The 17,859-nt window shown below is 68.6% G+C and carries 15 protein-coding genes; 12 read left to right on the forward strand and 3 right to left on the reverse strand.

Going from position 1 to position 17,859, the window contains the following annotated elements; all coding sequences use genetic code 11:
- Positions 1 to 42: 42 nt before the first annotated feature.
- From FL583_RS22550 to FL583_RS22590, 10 genes are all read left to right on the forward strand, one after another.
- Positions 43 to 396, forward strand: coding sequence for a hypothetical protein (locus tag FL583_RS22550; RefSeq protein WP_142706704.1), 354 nt, complete (start codon positions 43 to 45; stop codon positions 394 to 396).
- A 482-nt stretch (positions 397 to 878) separates the two neighbouring features.
- Positions 879 to 1,238, forward strand: a complete 360-nt coding sequence (locus tag FL583_RS22555; protein WP_142706706.1) for a hypothetical protein — start codon at positions 879 to 881, stop codon at positions 1,236 to 1,238.
- Between the two features lie 246 nt (positions 1,239 to 1,484).
- Positions 1,485 to 2,591 carry a M23 family metallopeptidase gene (locus FL583_RS22560; protein WP_142706851.1) on the forward strand — a complete coding sequence of 369 codons (1,107 nt, stop codon included), beginning with the start codon at positions 1,485 to 1,487 and terminating at the stop codon, positions 2,589 to 2,591.
- Positions 2,591 to 2,737: a hypothetical protein gene (locus FL583_RS40275; protein WP_170323820.1), complete on the forward strand. Its 147-nt coding sequence runs from the start codon at positions 2,591 to 2,593 to the stop codon at positions 2,735 to 2,737. Before FL583_RS22560 ends, FL583_RS40275 begins: the two co-directional genes overlap by 1 nt.
- Before the next feature lie 1,195 nt (positions 2,738 to 3,932).
- On the forward strand, positions 3,933 to 5,936 hold the full coding sequence (locus tag FL583_RS22565) for a hypothetical protein (protein WP_142706708.1): 2,004 nt from the start codon (positions 3,933 to 3,935) through the stop codon (positions 5,934 to 5,936).
- A gap of 35 nt (positions 5,937 to 5,971) precedes the next feature.
- Positions 5,972 to 6,493 (forward strand): DUF4262 domain-containing protein, encoded by a 522-nt coding sequence (locus tag FL583_RS22570; RefSeq protein WP_142706709.1) that lies wholly within the window; start codon positions 5,972 to 5,974, stop codon positions 6,491 to 6,493.
- 629 nt (positions 6,494 to 7,122) lie between these two features.
- Entirely contained in the window at positions 7,123 to 8,013 is an 891-nt protein-coding gene (locus tag FL583_RS22575; RefSeq protein ID WP_205752362.1) for an AAA family ATPase, read from the forward strand.
- 26 nt (positions 8,014 to 8,039) lie between these two features.
- A complete protein-coding gene (locus FL583_RS42495) occupies positions 8,040 to 9,857 on the forward strand; it encodes a VWA domain-containing protein (protein ID WP_142706713.1) in 1,818 nt (605 codons plus the stop codon).
- A gap of 96 nt (positions 9,858 to 9,953) precedes the next feature.
- Positions 9,954 to 11,066 (forward strand): hypothetical protein, encoded by a 1,113-nt coding sequence (locus FL583_RS22585; protein ID WP_142706714.1) that lies wholly within the window; start codon positions 9,954 to 9,956, stop codon positions 11,064 to 11,066.
- 673 nt (positions 11,067 to 11,739) lie between these two features.
- The gene (locus FL583_RS22590) at positions 11,740 to 12,093 is read left to right on the forward strand and encodes a histone-like nucleoid-structuring protein Lsr2 (RefSeq protein WP_142706716.1); all 354 of its coding nucleotides are present in this window, start codon (positions 11,740 to 11,742) and stop codon (positions 12,091 to 12,093) included.
- A gap of 643 nt (positions 12,094 to 12,736) precedes the next feature.
- Here the strand turns inward: FL583_RS22590 and FL583_RS22595 are convergent.
- From FL583_RS22595 to FL583_RS22605, 3 genes are all read right to left on the reverse strand, one after another.
- A complete protein-coding gene (locus tag FL583_RS22595) occupies positions 12,737 to 14,089 on the reverse strand; it encodes an ATP-binding response regulator (RefSeq protein ID WP_170323821.1) in 1,353 nt (450 codons plus the stop codon).
- A 1,763-nt stretch (positions 14,090 to 15,852) separates the two neighbouring features.
- Positions 15,853 to 16,182, reverse strand: coding sequence for a hypothetical protein (locus FL583_RS22600; protein WP_142706720.1), 330 nt, complete (start codon positions 16,180 to 16,182; stop codon positions 15,853 to 15,855).
- A gap of 450 nt (positions 16,183 to 16,632) precedes the next feature.
- Entirely contained in the window at positions 16,633 to 17,268 is a 636-nt protein-coding gene (locus FL583_RS22605; RefSeq protein ID WP_142706722.1) for an IS1096 element passenger TnpR family protein, read from the reverse strand.
- Here FL583_RS22605 and FL583_RS22610 point away from each other — a divergent pair.
- On the forward strand, positions 17,267 to 17,509 hold the full coding sequence (locus FL583_RS22610) for a hypothetical protein (RefSeq protein WP_142706724.1): 243 nt from the start codon (positions 17,267 to 17,269) through the stop codon (positions 17,507 to 17,509). The genes FL583_RS22605 and FL583_RS22610 overlap by 2 nt on opposite strands.
- Positions 17,510 to 17,575: 66 nt before the next feature.
- Positions 17,576 to 17,785 (forward strand): hypothetical protein, encoded by a 210-nt coding sequence (locus FL583_RS22615; RefSeq protein ID WP_142706726.1) that lies wholly within the window; start codon positions 17,576 to 17,578, stop codon positions 17,783 to 17,785.
- Positions 17,786 to 17,859: the final 74 nt, after the last annotated feature.

The raw sequence follows: 17,859 nt of genomic DNA on the forward strand, positions 1-17,859 counted from the left end.
GGCTGGGTCCGACGCACGGGGGAGCGGCTGGACAGGCTCGCCGTGGCGGTCAGGCTGCGGTGGCGATGCAGCGACCCGGGCTGCGCGAGCCGTCACTGGGCGCACGTTTCCATCTGCACGGTCTGTGCCCTGCCGCGCGGCTGGATCCGCCTCTCGCTGCACGTCGAGAACGCCTACGAGCTCTACCCGGACGCCGAATGTGACTTCACCGACGTCATGATCCCGGCCCCACCGGCACAGCGCTGCGGCGAGGGCTGGGACGAGTGGGCGTACACCAACGTCTTCGTTCCGTTCACCGGGGTCGGTCACACCGACGGTGACAGCTGGTACGACGTCGCGATCACCGCATGCACCGACCCCACCCTGGTCGGTCAGACCTTCGACTGGGGTTACTGACCCCACCCTCCTTGATCCGCACCGGTCCGTCGCCCCAGGCCCTCGGTCGGGGGCGACGGACCTTCCACCCCGTGACGAGGAGAGCATCGGGTGCCGATCACCGTGCGTGGTGCATCGCATGGGCGCGGCGCCCGCCCGTCGCCCAGACGGGAACCGCGTCTCAGGCCCCGTCCACGCATCGCGCGGCCCTTCCTCGCGCGGCGAAACACCCACCGCCCTCGCTCCGAGCCCGCTCCGATCAGCCGCACGGACAGGGCGCCTCTGATCCGACGAGCGTCTCGCGTCCCACGGCGCCTCCCCGGTCGCCAACACCAAACACGGAAAGTAACCGCCCGAAGCCAGCACCGCCCAAGCCGACCGCGCCGCCTGCGCTCCCCCAACCGACAGTGACCAACCGATCGATAACCGAGTCACCTGAACCACTCATCCCGCGACCAGGCAGTACCCGCGCCCCAGGCCGCCACCACTCCGGAGGACTGACCGTGACCACCACCGTCGCGCGACCGTTGATCTGCGTGCGCGCACTGAATCTGACCGATCAACTCACCCGCCTAGCCACCACAGCCGGCGTCGATGTCGACGTTGCCAACGACCCAACCGCTGCCCGGCCACTCTGGACCACAGCCCGAATCGTCATCGTCGGCGCTGACGTCGCCACCGAATATGCAGCGGCCCGCCTACCCCACCGATCCGGACTCATCTTGGTCGCAGACGAACGAGCAATCCCATCCGACGCGCCAATCATCTGGCAGATAGCCGCCGAACTGGATTCCGAATACGTCACCTTCGTGCCAACCGCCGAAGCCTGGCTGATCCAATCACTCGCCGCATCACCACGCTAAAGACCCGAGATCCCGCAGCGACCGGCGTCGAGACAGAATCGCTTCCCGACCTGACCCTCGCCTGCTCATTCGCCGCATCTCACGCAACCAGGCCCCTCACCACTCAACGCCGGCTGGGAGTGCCGCCATGCATAGCCGAATGCGCCCCGTCACATTGCGCCGCGTCCTGGCGCGCGAGGCATCGCCAGCGACCGCACCCACCCTCAAGCCATGGACGCAGCAGAGATCTCCGCGCGGGGCCCCCGGATGACCGGCCGGACCTTGGCGATAATCGGTGCGCTGGTCGCCGGACTACTGCTGCTCTGCACCGGAGGCATCGGGGCTGTCCTGCCCAGCGTCACCACGCAAGACACGTGCAGCGCACCGGACCCCCCTGCGGATTCCGCGGTGACGCTCACGATCGACGATCTCGCCACCGATCAACGGCACAACGCCACCACGATCATCAACGTCGGACAGCAACTGCACGTGCCGCCGCGCGGATGGATCATCGCGCTGGCCACCGCATTACAAGAAAGCCTCCTGCACAACTCTACGGCCGTCACCGATCATGACTCAGTCGGCCTGTTCCAGCAGCGCCCGAGCAGCGGCTGGGGCGACACCCCTGCTGCGCCGGGCGACACCCGGACGCCCGCCCAGCGGCTGGCCGACCCGCGCTACGCGGCCACCCGGTTCTACGACAAGCTCCTGCGGATACCGGATTGGGAGACCCGCCGGCTCGCCGACATCGCGCAGACCGTTCAGATCTCCGCGTTCCCGGAGCGGTACGCAAGATGGGAAAGCGTCGCGACGCTCCTGGCTGTCCACCTGACCCAGGACACCACCACCACCAGCGCCCACGACGCGGCCGGTGTCCTGGCGACCGACGAGACCACGATGCGCTGCGCTGCTCCCGGTCAGGTTAGCGCCGCCGGATGGACAGTCCCGGTACGCGGCCCGATCGGCAGCGGCTTCCGGACACCGCAGCGCCCCGGCCACGCCGGAGTCGACCTCCTCGTCGCCCGCTTCACCGTCATTCATGCCGCCAGCGCCGGCATCGTCATCACCGCCGCCTGCAACGCCTCGACAGGTAACTGCGACATCGACGGTAACCCGCAGGTGAAGGGATGCGGCTGGTACGTCGAGCTCGCGCACACCACTGGGCTCACCACGCGGTACTGCCACATGGTCGAGCGTCCAGCAGTCACCGTCGGACAGACGGTGGTCGCCGGACAGCCACTCGGCAAAGTCGGTTCCTCGGGTAACTCCTCCGGGCCCCACCTGCACTTCGAGACACACGTAAACGGTCAAGCCCGCGATCCGGTGCCGTTCATGGCCGCGCGCGGCGCACCGCTCGGGGCAAACGAGCCATGATGATCGACGCCATCCACGTCATGCAGCTAAAAGGCACTTGTCCAGCAGGACCGAACCGCAACAACCGTCAGATATCCACTGCTGAATTCGCAACCGACCTACTGCCGATGAGCGATAGGGAATTAAAAGGGGGGCTTACAAAATGACCGCATCGCGACCAGACGGACAGGAATTCGATCAATCCGAGACGCGGGATACAGCTCCCGCCACAAACCCGGGAGCCGCCGCCCGCGCCAACAACCTCGATGGGCTTTGGGCCTTCTTAAGCTGGATGGAAAATCATTCGTCAGAACTGCAATTGAGCTTGAGAACTGTCCGGAATTCTAAGGAAACATGGCGGCTCGCTATGCAGCGACTCGACCTGCCCGGCAGTACGGCGATCGACGATCTGGACCTTGCGTCTCTCGCTGAAGGCGTCGTCGCCGATAGCCGCTATCGTGGCAACGATCCCGCGTCTACCGTACGTACCTACGCTGGCCACCTCGCTCGGGGGCGGGCGTGGCATCAGCGATGGCGCACCGGTGATCCGAACTGGACGCAGAGGAACTACTCTCGCAACCCAGCCACAGCGCGGGAACTTGCGAAAGTCCACGATTACACACTCTCTCTGAGCGGCAAGCGACGGGTCACTATTCGGCTACCCGTCGATCTCAGCGCCGCTGAAATCGACCTATTGTGGTCGTGGCTACGGGCTCTGACGCTCAACCAATCCGGCTCCGCGGAATCTCCTGCTCCTAATGCCGCCACTGATCAGTAGAAATTCCATTCAGAACTGCAGCGCGCCTTCACAGCAACAAACGATGCTGTGAGATCGACAATCTAAGCCCAAATACTGACCTCCTCAGCCAGGCCTCGGCACAGCCGATTTGGTTTGATAGCACCACCTCTTCGCCGCCCATGGGACTTGGCCGGTCGGCACCTTATAGGAGGCGAGTTGACTGCCGCGTTATGCATTGGCGCCGCATGCTGAATTCGGGCCAAGCACTTTCGATGCGCAGCGTCGACTCGACGCCGCCACGAGCAACCACTGTCGTCGGTCAGTACAGACTCTCGGGGAATAGCGCACAGTTCGGATAGCACCGCCTCCCGGCCAATCGAGCAGTGATGCATCGAATGCATGCTGGGCGAGCTCCGCGCTAAGTAGGCGCCACCGACGCCTCAGCGCGCGCCACGTGAGGCCAGCCCGCCGCATAAGCCGCCCCGCCACATCGGCCCGCGCCTAGCGGGCCAGCGCGCGCCCGCTGCCCGGCGGCCCTTCCGCAGCGCCTTCCGACACGTCACTTCCGTGGTGTCGGCGCGCTGCAGATTCCTCCTGTTTCTCCCACGGAAAGGATCGGCGCAGTGACAACCCACAGCGCTCACACGTACCGAATCAACGACCGAGTCACTCTGATCGCCCCACCGGCCGGGGACGGGGCGCTAGCGGCCGGTGATCTCGGCACCGTCGCCGAGATCCACGGCGACCCGCCCGCTCCGCAGGTCGCAGCCGACCAGCCCGCGGCTTCGCTCGAGCCGCCCGCACCCGAGGCACAGCACCCCATCTATGCGGATATCGTCCAGCCCGGCACGGACCCGATTCGCCTCGACGTGATCTGGGACCGCGGCGGCCGCACGTCGGTCAGCGCAGATCAGGTCGAGCCGTTCGTCGCCCTCGGTCGCTTCACCCGTGCCACCGTCGCGGTGTCCGCCGCCGCCGCACGCCGGGGACAGCAGGTCGCACACCTTTGGATCGCCGAAAACATCGGCGACTTCGCTCCCCACCCCGGTGCCCGATACGAACGCCGCCGCCACATCACGCGAGAGGCCCGCCGGCTGCTGGGCTCGATCGCGATCGGACAACGCTCCCTACTCGACCGGCTCCCGACCGTCGGTGACCTCACCGGTCTCGACACCCGCGTCCAGGAGCCCGCTTGGTACGAGGCGGCGGTCGGCGACCGCGGCCCGGCTTGGCGGCTGCTCACCGACGATCGCCGTGACGCGCTGCGGCACGTGTACAGCCGCTCGTTCGATGAGGCGCTCCGAGACCGGGTCATCGACCTCTGCCGGGTGCTGGCCGGGCCTACCGGCGACGACCGCGACCTGGCCCACCTCGATCCTGCCGGACTCACCGCCGGCGGCACCGCGGTCTTCTCCCACCGCTGGCATCTTCTCGACCCCGACCTTCCCCACGACGCCCCCACCGGCGACGGCGACGGCGACTTCGGCGCGTTGGCGCGGTACGCGGAGGGTTACGTCGGTGTCCTGCTCGAGGAGACCGTCGAGGGCACGGTGTTCGACTGCGACCGGACCACCGCAGAGGCGATCGTCGCCTCGCAGCAGGCCCGGCGTGCACACGCTCGGGAACGGATCGCCGTCACCGGACTGGACTCCGCGGCCGCCGACGACGCCGTCGAGAGGTGGGCCGCCGGAATGTTCTGGGACGACGACGTCATCGTCATCGACGAACGCGTCCGGTCCGGCGACTACACGGCAGTGCGGCGGATACACCCGGACGGTGATGGTCGCTACCGGATGCCCGACTGGGGCTGGTACCCCGTCGATCCCTACGCCTGCGACCGCATCCACGGCCCGTTGCCCGCACCCTCCGGCGGGCCCGGGTGGGTACCGCTGCAGCACGTGCCGGGCGTGCGGTTGGCCGACGACCGGCTCCGCGCCAGGCCGCTGATGCTCGCCCACCTCCGCGAGGACTCCCTCAGCGTCCTGGGCCTGGAGTACGCCGGAGAGCCGGTCGCCGTCCTCGATGCCGGCGAGGAGGTGACCGTGACCTTCCTCGGCCCCGACTTCAGCGAGCACGACCTCCGCGGCTACGCCGCCGAATCCACCTTCGACGGCACACCGCTCACCGCCGGCCAACTGCTGCAGACGCTAGTCACCGACGCCGAAACCGCAGCGCTGATCGCCGAAATGACCACCAGGAGCATCACCCTCGCCCGCTATCTCGACGCGGGTGGCCTGCACCTCCTCACCAGCATCGCCGTCTGGCCGGCGCCCCGCACCACCGCCGCGGCGCTCAATCTGGGCCGCCAGCTGACCGCCGCCGCCGAACTCAACGACCCCGACTTCACCGACGACCGAACCGGCCGCTGGGAACTGTGGACCGGCACCGGATGGCTCGACGTCACCCCCTACCTCGACGACACCGACACCGGGTCCACCAGCGTGTTCACCGGCTGGCTGACTCAGCCTCTCAGTGAGATCCCGCCGCTACAGGCGCCGCAGACCCTCTCTCGGGACCGGCTGGTCGACCTGGCCGCCGACCACGGCGTTCTGCTGCCACGGGATGGTGACCTACCGGCGCTGGCCGCGCGCATCGTCACGGTCCTGCACCTCGGAGAAATCCGGTGAGCAGAGCCGACGCCTTCTACCAGCGTCAGAGCGCGATGATCGAGCGCTACGGCTGGGCCGTCACCGCCGTCGTCCCGACCTCCGAACCCGCCGACACCGAAGACACCCACACCGAAGACACCAGCACCGACGACACAGAAACCGGAACCACAGCGGGTGGGGACCCGCAGCCCTTCGCCTACACCGTCGGCCTCACCGCCTACGGCTACCCCGAGCTAGTCATCGCGGGACTGCCGGTCGCGGTCGCCCACGCCTTGCTCAACGAAATGGCAGGCCGGGTGGTCACTCGCGCCGAACCCTTCGCCGCCGGCGACCAGATCACTGACCTGCTCGACGGTTACGCCGTCGTCATCGTGGAGGGCCCTGCTACCGACCAGCTTCATCCGGGCGCGGCGGTCGGCCGCTACGGACCCGAGGCGGTGCAGCTCCAGCAGATCGTCTGGCCCGACCGCGACGGACGGTTCCCCTGGGACGAGGGCTATCTCCATCCGCCGCAGACCCAGCCACTCCTCGGCCCACCACCACAGCCGCCGCGGCCTTCCTCGGCGGCCGGATAGCACCGCCCCAAGGGGCTCTCCGAAACATTCAGGTCGGTGCGCAGTCGCGGTGCTGCCGTCCGCGCCACCAGATTCCCGGACACCATCTCGCGCTGCCCTCTGCTGCTCCCCCCGCCGATGTGCCCACCCGTCGCGCTGCCGTGCGCTCCGGGAACGGAGCGCACGGCAGCCTGCCCACCACTCCCGCTGGAGGCAGGCATGACCGTTACCGCCCACCCTCTTCACGACGGGGTGATCGCGGCCGACTTGAGCGTTGGCCCTCTCGCGGCTATCCGTGTGCTGTCCCGCGCAGCCACTGATCCGAGCAGGCCCCCTCGATGACCGGCCCGACACCACCACCGACTCCCGCGTCCGCGACGCCGGCGACCAACGCCGGCGGACTCCCCAAACTGCGCCCGGGCCAGCTCCGCGCGCAGGTCCTGGCCCTGGCAGCCTCGGACCCGAGTGTCGAGTTGAGCGTCACCATCGCCGCCGCGCGCCTGGGTGGCCGATCCTCCGGAGCGGTCGGGGAAGCGTTCACCGCCCTGACCGACCACGGTCTGATGCGGCTGATTCCCGGCTCGCCACGCCGCTGGCAGATCACCCCCGATGGGCAAACCGCAGCTCAGCAGCAGGGTGCGGCGCCTCTCGTGACCGGAGCCGCACGGCGCCCCGGCTCCACTCCTCCGTCAGACCCCACACCGCCCGCTCCCACCCAGGCCGGTCCGAAACCGCCGCGCCCCGGCGCGGTCCAGCGGCCGGGCGGCTCCTGGTACTACCCCCGCGAGCTCACCGGCGGCCGCCTCGACGTCGACGTCCTGCGTGACCTGCGGGTCAAGCAGCTGCCGGTCCTGCTCTACGGGCCACCCGGCACCGGCAAGACCGCGCTCGCCGAAGCCGCCTACGGTGCCGATCTGATCACTGTCACCGGCACCGGCGACGCCACCATCGACGACTTCCTCGGCGGCTACGTCGCCGAACCCGACGGCTCGTTCACCTTCACCTACGGGCCCCTGGTCGAGGCGATGCGCGGCGGCAAGGTGCTGTTCGTCGACGACGGCACCCTCATCCCGCCCCGCGTGCTGGCCGTGCTGTATCCGGCGATGGACGGCCGCGGCCGCATCACCATCCCCGCCTACCGCAACGAACCCGTCCACGCCCAGCCTGGGTTCTACGTGCTCTTCGGCCACAACCCCGGCGTCCACGGCGCCGTGCTCACCGAAGCGCTCGCCTCCCGGCTGCGCGTGCATATCGAGGTCACCACCGACTTCCGCCTCGCTGCCTCCCTCGGCGTCCCGCTGAAGGCACGAGAGGCCGCACTACGCCTCAACGAAGCCTTCGCCCGAGGGGAAATCGGCTGGGCGCCGCAGCTCCGAGAACTCATCGGCTTCCGCGACATCGCCACCGCACTCGGCCCGGACGCGGCCGTCAGCAACCTCCTGGCCATCACCCCCGAAGAAGACCGGCCCGTCGTCCGCGGCCTGCTCAGCAACGTCTTCGGCCACCCCGTCACACCGCTGACTCTCGGCGACCAGCGCTAACACCCTGACCACCCGGAAGGACGCCCATGGCGCCTCGCACGCCGCACGTTCATCACACCACCGGCCCCACCAGGCCCACCAGCCCCAGCGGCCCCGCCGGCCCCGGCGGCGCAACTAGCCAGAGCAGCCCGGGCGGCGCCGCTGCCGGCCCACCGCCAGTCCCACCGGTCCGGTCGGGCTGGGGACGCTGGTCGCAGGCCTGGACCCGGCAGGCACACATCCTGGCCGGTCGCACCGACCTCACCGTCACCGTCGCACCCGGCGCCGGTCACGGCTCACCCGCATGTTTCTTCCCCGCCCGGGCGGCCATCGAGGTCGACGCCGACCTCATCGGCGACCCCACCGTCACCGACCCCCGCCGGCCCGGTCACAAAAAGACCGTGCCCACCGCTTACGGCGCCCTCGTGCATGAGGCCGCGCACGCCCGCGCCAGCCACTGGACCAGCCCGCCCGGAACACCACCAGTGCTCACCCTGGTCGCCGACCTCCTCGAGGAGTCCCGCGCCGAGAACCGCCAGCGCCGCTCCCGGCCCCGCGACAAACAATGGCTCCGCCACGCCGTCACCCAGATCATCGACACCAATGATGCCCCCACCGACACTCACTTCAACGCCGCCTACGCCGCCGGGCTCCTGCTCGCCCGCGTCGACGCCCGGATCCTCACCTCCGCCGACGTCACGAAAGTCCGCGCCGCGGTCACCCGCGTCCTCGGACGTCCACGGCTGCGGAAACTCCGGACGATCTGGCGCGCGGCTCTAGCCACCGGCGACACCGACGGGGCCGCAATGCACGCCCACGCCCGCGACTGGTGCGCCGTGCTGGGCATCGACCCCGACCAGCAGCCCGCCATCCCCGACCCGAACGCCGGAACCAGCACCCGCATCGCCGAGGCCATCGCGGCCGTCCTCGACGCAATCGCCGGACGCATCCCCAGCCCCGGACCGTCAGAACCCGATCCGCCGGGTTCCCCCAATAGTCCCTTCCCCTCACCGCCTCCCAGCACAAGGGATTCCGGTACAGGGCATTCAGGTTCAAGGCGTTCCGGCACAGGGGATTCCGGTTTGGGGCATCCCGGCGCGAGCGTCACCGTCAGCCCGATCCCCGCGCGATGGACACCGCGCTCACCACGGCCCGCCGAGCAGCAAGCCGCCGGGCAGCTGGCCGCGCTGCTGCGCCGCGCGCGGACCCGCGAACCCGTCCGTACGCCCATCGCGACCGTAGTTCCTCCGGGCCGGCTCAACGCACGTGCCGCCGTTACCGCCGCTGCCCAGGCCAGTGCCGGGGCGTTGCCCACCGCGCAGCCCTGGCGCCGCACCGTGCAACGCCCCGCACCCGAACCCGAGCTGAAGATCGCCGTGCTCATCGACGTATCCGGCACCATGCGCGCCTTCGCGCCACCGATGTCCTCCGCCGCGTGGATCCTCGCGCACGCCGCCGTCCGCGTCCACGCGGCCAGCACCACCATCGCGTTCGGACGGGCCGTCACCGTGCTCACCGCACCCGGGCAACGCCCCACGCACGTCCACGACCTGCAGGCCACCGACAACGCGCACCGCTTCAACGACGCCGTCGCCGTCGCCGACCGCCTGCTCGGCCTCACCACACCCGGCGCCGCGCGGCTACTGGTCCTGGTCTCCGACGGACTGCTCCACGGCAACGGCATCCCCGAAGCCCAAGCCACCCTCACCCAGCTACTACACGCCGGCTGCGCGGTCCTGGTCCTCACCCCCGACACCGACCGAATCCACACCTACCCCGGCCCCACCACCATCCGCGTCGCCGACCCCGCCGACTGCGCCGCCCTCATCGGCCGCGCCGCCGCCCAGGCCCTCACCCGCCGCTAACCGGCCAACGCTCACGCGGGACAACCCCTCGACCGGAATCCAGCTGCACTCCCCCACCGCGATGCAGCGAAACACCACCCAGAAGGACGAAGGCCAATGAACAACGCAGACGACACCCATCAAAGCGCCGACGACCCAACCGATCCGAGCCTCCAAAGGACCCGTCGCAGCGGATACGTGACCCACGTCCGGTCCGACACATTCCACGCGATTCTCGCGGAAAACCCGGGCGAACCGGACGAGGCCGCAGAGTTCCCCCTGAGGCTGGTCTCCCCACGCGACCGGCAGCGCGTCACCCCCTCCGCGGCTTTCGTGTGGGAGACCGGCGTCGAGACCGCAGACGACGGCACGCGGTCCTGGATCTCCCGGCTCCACTTCCCCGAACCGGAACCGCTATCGCCCGAGGAATTGGCCCGCAGCCAGCAGGAAGCCGCCCGGATAATTCGTTCACTCCAGGAGCACAGCCGACGGTTCAGCCCGCACGACGTAGCCGATGAGCCGGCCCGGACACCGGGCCGGGAACTCTCACCGGAAGTGACCCAGCGGGATCGTGGCAGCGGCAACTCCTCACCACAGCCACGGCCGCACGCAGACGTCCACGAAATCCCACCGGAGATGGCCGAGACGCCGCGTCGGGCCCCACTGCCCGACCCGCCGGCCCCGCTGCCGCATCCGCCTCCGGTCAGCGAGTGGTATCGCGTCGAGTGGACTGAAACCAGCGTTGAACGCCAGACCGCCTACGTGACCGCCGCCGATCTGGCGCTGCTGGCCCGAGAACCATTCAGCCGCGATATCGCACGCACAGTCCGCAGCGCTGACCCGTCGTCGATGGCCGACCTTGTCGGGAACCCCTACGACTACGACCTCGACAACAGCCTCGCCGACCTGGACGTGGCCCCCGACGCCGGGATACTGGACGACTTCAACCGCACCGATATCGTGATCAGCCCGATCACCGAGCAGGCAATGCGCGTCGCAGGGCATGACCCGAAACCGCGACGGTGTTCCAGCTGCGGCGCGCCCTGCCACTGGACCGCGACCGGCTATCTGCACACCACCGACGGACCCTGGCCGCACGGACTACCTCACACAGACGTGCACGACGCGCACCTGGCCGGTCAGCCCGTCACCGACGAGGACGTCACCCAGACCGGCGACAACCTCGACAATCCCCTCGCCGACGACCACACGCAGCAACCACCGCGCTGAACAGCGCCGACGTCGCACCCAGGCGCCTACGCCCGCCGCCCCACACGAGTTCGGCGCCGGCATCAGGCCCGCCGCTCCGATCCAGCACCAGCCTTCGGCAAATATTCGCCGCGCGTTGAGGGCGCACTCTCGCCCGGAATCGAAATGCCGACGTATCCAAGATGAGGACACCGTGTAGTCAAGACGGCGCGCCATCCGTGCGGGACCGGCCCCAGGTCGGTCCCACACAGCGCGGACCAGGGCTTCGCCGCAGGTGTTGCGTCATTCCCGAAGCCGCGTCCGCGACCACTGCCAACGCCTTCCACTAAGCCGGCGTGGGCGGCCATTGCACATGCAACATCCGCCCTACATCGTAGGCCTTCCGCGTTGTCCACAATGTTATTCCGATCCGCGATGACGATCACGCGCTTCAACGCCGTACCGATCGTTTCGAAGCGCGGCGCAGTACCCATGCAACACCCACTCATCGCCGGATCAGCGAGACACACCGTAGGCACACGAAGGCGTCCGCGCGTGCATCACTTCACACCGGTCGGACACAGCCGATCCTCGAGTCCTCAATACTGCCTCACAACCGCCCGCAGAATCGCGGCAACCAGCCCGGGGAAAGCGCGCGGCACGCCCGATTACACTGACCTACCGATACCCCCTCTTCGTTAACGAAAGGCCATCCATGGCACGCAAGGTCGAAGTTCTTCTCGTTGACGACATCGACGGCAGTACCGCCGAGGAAACCATGACGTTCAGCCTCGACGGCACCAACTACGAGATCGATCTCTCCGCTGACAACGCCGGAGCGCTACGAGACGAACTCGCACGCTACGTCGCCGTCGCCCGCAAAACCGGGAAATCGACCGGTTCCGCGCGGGCCCGCGCCGCCGCGGCACTTCCGAAAGCCCCGATCGGGAAAGCCGACCGGGAACAGAACCAGGCCATCCGCGACTGGGCCAACCGCAACGGCCTCCAAGTCAGCGCTCGCGGCCGCATCCCCGCAGACGTCGTCGAGAAATACCACGCTGCTAGCTAGGAACCTCAGAGCCCAAGCCACACCCCGGCGCCCGCGCCGTCAGCCCTACCTCCCCGACGCCCTGCCAGGACCATGCCTCCACGGCAGTCCCCAGCATCGCCGTCGACCGGCAGCGACGCCGCACCCAGCCGCACTTGTCACCGGCAAGACACTGTCCTGCCGACGCCGTAACGCGCAGTAACCTGCGCTCCACTCGCCACTCAGTACCGCCCCTCTAACCTTGCCTCGCCCGCACGAACTCGACCTCCGGGCACACGCAGAGCGTCCATCCGTCCCGCGCCTGGTCCGGCCGCACACACCCAGCGGCCGGCCCAGGAGGCCGTACCGGCCTCCCTACTCCATACCGCCACATCTCGCGGGTGCCGGATAACGGGCCCGGCCCGAATCCTTCACGCGGGCCGCAGATTTGGGCCGAGATCCCCCGCCGCACCTTGGTCACGCCCACCCGACCTCCATGTGTTCGACTCGGCCGCGGTGGCTAGCGTCCGAGCATGTATTGGCCACCGATCGCGATCGCGCCGGTCATCACGATCAGAAGGCATAGACGTAGCGTTTGTGGCCAACCGCGTAGAGCGGCTCGGACCGTCAGCCCGATCTGTTTAGCCCAGGGTTCCATAGGACGTATCCCCTTCGAACGTGGCGGTCAGCGGCTTATTGCTGCTCGAAGAGGAACGGTCCAGTCCAACTCGGTGCCCCCACCGTCGGCTTCGAGGAGTTCCAACTCGCCGCGCCAGCGCTGGGCTCGGGCGGCCATGTTGGCTAGGCCGCCGGTCTGTGGACGTTCCGCAGGCAGGCCAATTCCATTGTCAATGACAGACAATGTCAACAGCATCCGGGCGGGGTCGACCTGGACCGACACATCGACCTCTGTGGCTGCGGAATGCCGGGCGGCGTTCGAGAGTGCTTCTCGTAGGGTGGCGGTCAGGTCTCGTTCCAGTTCGGTCGGGATGTCGAACTGGCGCCCGTTGCGATCGTCGGCCGCGCTGTTAAGGGCGTCGTCGATGACGACGGTTGGAGCGAAGCCCAACTGTCGGGTGTAGTCGGCCACGCAGTGCCTGATCGCTGCGGCGATTGTTTCTGTCTCCTCGTTAATGTCCAGCGCTAGCACAATCGCGCGGAGTTCGCGGTTGGCTTCGTCGATCCGGCGGGCCAGCTCGTCCCGCCGACGGAGCGCTTCCGGGCCTTCTACGGGGAACTCGCGGAATTCTAGGCTGATCGTAAATAGTCGCTGGCTGACCACGTCGTGAAGGTCGCGTGCGATGCGGCGGCGCTCGTCGCGTACGGCGTTCTGCACGTCGCCCGCATTGGCCGCTGTGTGCTGGGCATCGGTGGGTGCGGGCGGGTCGGGAGGCCGGTAAAGATAGCCGACGTCGCGAACGCTTGCGATGACGGCGCCACCTAGTGGGGTGCGATCCAGCTTCAGCCGCAGGCGCGAGATCGTGGACTTTAGCTCTTTGCTGTCCGCGAGGCGGCTAAGTTCGGCGGTGCGGAAGATGTGTGAGGGATGGCGTGCTAACCGGTTCAGGATGGCGAATTCCGCATCGGTCAGGCGCAGCGGTTCGCCGGCAACGTGCGCGGCAGCCAAGCCGGGATCGAGCCGGAGGACGCCGTCTTCGTAGACCTGGTCCGCCGCTCTAGCCAGGCGGCGCGTTCTTTTCATGACGGTCTCGATACGCGCGACCAAGACCTCGAGAGAGAACGGCTTGACGAGGAAGTCGTCTGCGCCGGACTTGAGTAGGGCCACGATTTCGCGTTCGGAGTCGCGTGCGCTCGCCACGATGATCGGAAGGTCCGCAAACGCGCGAATCATCCTCAGTAAGTCGGCTCCGTCGAGATCGGGGAGTCCGAGGTCCAGCAGGACGACGTCGTACTGCTTCGTCGTCACCGCTCGCAGGCCGGCCATCGCGGTGCCGGCGGCGTCAACGTCGTAGCCATATTCAGTTAGCCTTCGCACGATCACACTGCGGATGGTGTGGTCGTCCTCGATGTAGAACACACGGGTCTTCATCGCGGCGCCCATTCGTTGTCAACCGTTTCGGTGTATCTACCGTCGCTGGCGGTGACGGACACTACAAGGTTCTGCCACCAAGGTCGCAGAACCTCCCGCGGCCCGGGCCACTCCGTCGGTGCCGCAGACCGCGCAAGGACTGTCGGGCATGGAGCACGCCTGGCAAATGTGGCTAACCTCGATGGCGTACGCAGCCGAGTTAACCCCCGGGTATGTCGGAGACCTAACGGCTGATCCCCACCGGGCCCGGCGGCCCGGTCGCGCAACTCCACGACGCCGGCGCCCGCCGAGCCGCCCGTACCGCTAACGGGCGCCGCGCCGCCAGCCAGCAGCTACCGCCCCTCGGCCAGGGCCCCACCACCGCAACAGCACCACCGTCGCCGTCGACCCGCAGAAACACGACACGCACCTGCGCCCGCCGACAGCCCACTGGCGCCCATCGGGCCTCGAACCCGCCACACCGGCAACCGCGCGAACTTGACTCCCCAGCACAAGTGGAGCGTCCATCCATCCCGCCGCCCGGCCCGGCCGCCCACACCCGACGGCCGGACCGGGCAGCACTCGGCACCTCACTCAACGCCGACCGGAGACGCTGCCATGACCCCGCCCATGCGCGCACGCCCCAGCGACACCGCCCCGATACCCGACGACGTCACCGACCTGCTCCTGTGGAAACTCGCCTACGACGTCGCCGCCGCCCACCAGCCCGGCCCCGACGGGCGCTGCCCGAACTGGCAGTGCGCCAACACCATCGGCCCCTGCCCGACCAGGGCCGACGCTCATATCGCGATGCTCCTTGCCCGGCGTGGCAACGCCCGCAACTCGGGGCCGACCTCGGCACGCCGCTCTCAACACACAACCCTTTCCAGTGCCCGCGGACTAGCGCAGGTCAGCCCGATCTTCCGGGGAGAACCGCAGGCATCCGATCTCCCGGGAACCCGAACCTGGTCCAAGCAGTTCACCGGCTGGTTCGCTCCACGATTCGGACAGCACCTAGCACCGCTGCGCAACACCGACAGTCGACGCAGCTCTCCGCGGACGATCGGCTCTCCACCCACCGGTCCGCCGGACGGCACGCGGCCGGATCCGGTGTCGACGCCGAACCCGGCTGCGGCCGGGCGATGGGTCTTCATGCGCCATGGGAACGCAGCCCGGAAGCCCTACCGGCCGCCATACTCGATGCCACCACATCTCGCCTGCGCCGGATAGCAGACCAGGCCCGGTTCCTCGCCCAGCCGTTGCTTCTGGAGCTCGCGTCGCGCGTCAATCCTCGTCAAGGCCCGCGGGGAGGGTGATCGTGTGGGTGTAGTAGCCCGGAAGGTGGTCGGTCCAGGTCGTGGGCTCGGGACGCACGGTCCAGGGACATTCCTCATCCGGCCAGGCCGGGATAGGGGTCTCTCCGTCGTCGCCGTCGAAAAGCCGACCGTAGGGGATCCGGGATGCTGCCCCGGCCCCAATTACGCCAAGGGGACGGGCCGGCACAATCCCGAGTTCCGGTCGTCGATCGCTTCGGCTAGGACGTAGAACGTGTGCCGCGAGCTGACCGCGAAGATGCGGCCCGGCCGCCCCGGCCACAAGTTCACCGGCCGGCCCGCCACCCAGCAGCTCCACCGGCACCGACCACCAGTCACCCGTCATGGCTGCTGATTGTGCCGCGAGGTGACGGGCCAGAGCGTCCCGCCAGCTGCGACGGCGAGGGAAGCAGCCGAGCCCGCGCGAGATCGCGCGGGCTCGGCGTCGGATTGGACCGGTCAGGCTTCGAGGGTGTGTGCCTGTCGGACAGGCTCGAGTGCAGTGCGCAAGGCGGCGGGATCGATGACGGCGCTGGTACCCGCCAGGCCCAGTTGCGCCGCGATGCGCCTGCCGTCATCGGTGAAGTAGAGCCAGAAGTCGTAGTCCAGCGCCCAGGTTCCCAGGCAGCGGACGCACGCGGTCTGGAGGTGCTCGCAGAGGGCCGAATCCGCAGTGGGGATGCTGGTCGATTCGCCCTCAAGGTGGGCGTAGAGGCCGTTGTGGCCCTCGGCCGGCGGGCGGTCTTGCCGGTTGAGGTCGCTACCGAGTCCGGCTTGCTGAAGTGACATGGAGTCCTCGCGAAGTCGTGGGGATCAAGGGATCGGCCAGCGCGGAAGCCCCTATCGCGGAGTTGGTCGATGAATCAGTGGTGGGCGTCATCCGGTCAGATACGTTGGTCGGGCGACGGTGGTCCGGCGCGGCCGACGTGATGGACGCTCCACTCGATGGCGCTGGTCAAGTCGACGGCTCCACTCGGTTGCAGTGATTCAGCGCCCTTCCGCGACGCGGCCACCCTGCGTGTGACGTGATCAGCGGCCGGTCGTCGCTGGCATCCTCGCGCCGCCACCGGCGCGATTCTCCACATCGGATACGGACGCGATGAAGCCCGTCAGTACGATTAGCTCGCCAGGACGGGTCACGACAGAACCAGAAGAGGGTCTCCCGCCGCGCTGCGGTTCTTACCAATCAGGACGGTGGCCTGTAAGGGCCCGAGCGGTTGGCACTGGTGTCGAACCGCATCAATCGTCGTCGTCGACGTCTGCGGGCAGGCTGAGCGTATGGGTGTACTGGCCCGGACAGTGATCGGTCCGCACCGTCGGCGCAGGTCGCCCGGTCCAGGGCCAGTCATCGCCCGGCGGCGCCGGAATGGGTGCCTCACCGTCGTCACCGTCGAACAACCGCCCATAGGGATCCGGGATGTATCCCCAGCCCCAGTACGCCAGGGGGCGGGCCGGCACGATCCCGAGCGCGGTCTCCGGGTCGAGCGGTCCGTCGCCGATTACGCAGCGATGGCGCCAGTTGTCCCCGAGGTCGAAGACATACCCGAACTCGTCGCCGAGACCTAGCAATGCCTCCAGCCGCACATGGTCAGCGTCGCGGTACCGGTCCGGCTCGTAGTCCTCGAGGTACTTCAGCTCCGTGACGTAGAGATCGTCGTAGTGATCGCCTCCAGCTGGGCTTGCCGCGGCGGGCACGGTGAACTCGTGCAGGTGGCTGCGGTCCCAGCGGGCGAACGCGTCGTCGATCGCCTCGGCGAAGACATGAAACGTGTGGCGCGGATTGACCGCGAAGATCCGGCCAGGCCGCGGCCACAACTCGCCCGCCTGGCCGCCGCCCAGGAGCTCCACCCGCACCGACCACCAGCTGTGCGTCATGCCGCTGATTGTGACGCCGCAGACCGTCACCCGCGGGGCGGTCGACGGGGCCGTCTGGTGCTCCGCGCACACCGCTGCAGCCGCCGATCGGCGGCTGCCGCCCCTGGTGTGGCGAGGTCGCCGCCCAGCTGACCCGCTGGCGGGCGGAAACCCCGACCGGCTGCCGGTTACTCACGTCCTGGGAGCCGGGACGGTCGGCTCACCGCGGCTGGCCGCGGCGATCCCGGCGCCGCCTGACTAGCCGCCCTCGCATCGCGCCTTCCGCCCCAGGTCAAGGCCGTTCATGATGGTGAGGGAGCATCACAGTGTGTTGGTATCCGGCCGGTGGCGCATCGAGGAGATCTCGCCGACCGAGTCCTCCGGTCGGGCAGTTCAGGCACTTCTCCGGCTGAGCAAAGACGGCGACGTGGTGATCGACTGCCTGAACCTCACCGAGCTTGCCGGAGCCCTCGACCGGATCCCCGGCGCGCCGACACTCGCCGAGTGGACCTCTGCCGACCTCGACGCCCCGGAGTAACCGGCGTCGCCCCGGGCCCGCTACCGCGCCCAGAGCAGACCGCGAATCCGGAGTGAGGAACACAGTGGCATGGC

The sequence above is a fragment of the Cryptosporangium phraense genome, from assembly GCF_006912135.1.
Classification (GTDB): Bacteria; Actinomycetota; Actinomycetes; order Mycobacteriales; family Cryptosporangiaceae; genus Cryptosporangium; species Cryptosporangium phraense.

Coding starts and splice junctions, on each gene's coding strand:
- FL583_RS22560 (WP_142706851.1), top strand. CDS start 1,485: ATGACCGGCCGGACCTTGGCGATAATCGGTGCGCTGGTCGCCGGACTA.
- FL583_RS22610 (WP_142706724.1), top strand. CDS start 17,267: ATGCCGCTGATTGTGACGCCGCAGACCGTCACCCGCGGGGCGGTCGAC.
- FL583_RS22570 (WP_142706709.1), top strand. CDS start 5,972: ATGATCGAGCGCTACGGCTGGGCCGTCACCGCCGTCGTCCCGACCTCC.
- FL583_RS40275 (WP_170323820.1), top strand. CDS start 2,591: ATGATCGACGCCATCCACGTCATGCAGCTAAAAGGCACTTGTCCAGCA.
- FL583_RS22600 (WP_142706720.1), bottom strand. CDS start 16,182: ATGTCACTTCAGCAAGCCGGACTCGGTAGCGACCTCAACCGGCAAGAC.
- FL583_RS22590 (WP_142706716.1), top strand. CDS start 11,740: ATGGCACGCAAGGTCGAAGTTCTTCTCGTTGACGACATCGACGGCAGT.
- FL583_RS22605 (WP_142706722.1), bottom strand. CDS start 17,268: ATGACGCACAGCTGGTGGTCGGTGCGGGTGGAGCTCCTGGGCGGCGGC.
- FL583_RS42495 (WP_142706713.1), top strand. CDS start 8,040: ATGGCGCCTCGCACGCCGCACGTTCATCACACCACCGGCCCCACCAGG.
- FL583_RS22585 (WP_142706714.1), top strand. CDS start 9,954: ATGAACAACGCAGACGACACCCATCAAAGCGCCGACGACCCAACCGAT.